Genomic DNA, 1482 nt, shown 5'->3' with positions numbered 1-1482 from the left:
AAAGAACTCATACTAAAAGCTATGAACAAAAATACACATATTATTTCAGAACTCAATACGTTCTTCCACAAAAATGATTGCAACAAGGCAATAAACTGTATTATGACAACAATCCGTCATTTCAATCTGCGTTCGTCTTGCATTGGTGTTGAGAAACGGCATAATTGCAAGTTGAGTTGTCTTCAAGTATTGGAACTGCTGCTTGTCTTCCCGTTCTTCATGGTCAAGAACTCTTTCCAATATCACCATTCGGGACTTTCCAAGTTTTTCTCCTGTCAAAAGGATATGTTCTATCGTTTCATGGAGCAGGACAACATTGACTGGCGCAAACTTGTCTATTTGGTGAGTATTCGCCTGTTGAATCGGATTTCATCGAGGAAGGACTCGAAAGAATCCCTCCAATGTCTGATAATCGACGATACCGACCTGCCGAAAACAGGTTTCAAGACGGAAATGATAGGCCGCATCTATTCACACGTTCTTCACAAGAGCGTCTTGGGTTTCAAAGGGCTGTTCCTGTGCCATACGGACGGGAAGACACAGACCTTGCTTGACTTCTCGCTTCACGGGGAGGAAGGCAAGAACCCTGAAAAGAAGCAAGGATTGACCGACAAGCAGCGGAAAGCACGCTTCAGCAAGAAACGTGACGGGGATTCCGCAGTCAACACCCGTATAAAGGAATACAGACAAAACAAGATCGACCGTTCCATTGAAATGGTCAGAGAATCCATCAGGAGAGGCATACGCTTTGATTATCTGCTGGTTGACAGTTGGTTTACTTGTGCCGACTTGTTGAATTTCATCTGCTCAAGACATCTGAAATGCCATCTGATAGGCATGATTAAAATGGGCAAGACCCGATACAAGACCAGGTTTGGCAACTTGAACGCATCCGCCATCATTGACAGACTGAAAAAAGAAAAGTCTGTCAGGTACAGCCGCAAGCTGAATTGTCATTATGCTTATATAGATGCTGAATATGCCAACCGGAAAATCCGCATCTTCTTCTGTAAAAGAGGACGGAAAGGAACATGGAACGCATTCCTTTCCACCAATACCGGACTGAACTTTTTTGAAGCATACCGCATCTATTCCATGCGTTGGGCCATTGAAGTCTGCTTCTCTGAGATGAAAGGACTACTCAAACTCGGGAAGTGCCAATGCCTGAACTTCTCTTCGCAGATAGCAAGCATCAGCCTGACCGTAATGCAGTACAATATCCTTTCTTTCATCAAGCGGTTTGAAGCCTATGAAACCATAGGAGGATTGTTCAACCAAACCATTAATGGAACAATGGAACTGTCCGTAACCGAAAGGATTTGGGATTTGATCTTGCAGATTGTGTCTGCCATCGCGGACTTGTTTTCGGCAGATGAAGAAGAAATCATCCGGATGATTGCTAATGATAACCAAAAAATTGCTATCATCAAAAAGCTATGTCCAGAGAAGAAAACGGAATAAAGCTACTTGCGAAACTTAAAT

The 1482-nt window shown here is 43.1% G+C and carries 1 protein-coding gene; it reads left to right on the top strand.

The annotated features are described in order from the left end of the window. Positions 1-21: 21 nt before the first annotated feature. Entirely contained in the window at positions 22-1461 is a 1440-nt protein-coding gene (locus H6A27_RS14345) for an IS4 family transposase (RefSeq protein WP_204509176.1), read from the top strand. Positions 1462-1482 lie beyond the last annotated feature (21 nt).

The organism is Bacteroides caecigallinarum, assembly GCF_016902295.1.
Lineage (GTDB): Bacteria > Bacteroidota > Bacteroidia > Bacteroidales > Bacteroidaceae > Phocaeicola > Phocaeicola caecigallinarum_A.
This window is presented reverse-complemented; position numbering and strand designations above follow the sequence as displayed.

What these genes read in the sequence shown, in the direction of transcription:
- H6A27_RS14345 (WP_204509176.1), top strand. Translation starts at nt 22, where the DNA reads ATGAACAAAAATACACATATTATTTCAGAACTCAATACGTTCTTCCAC.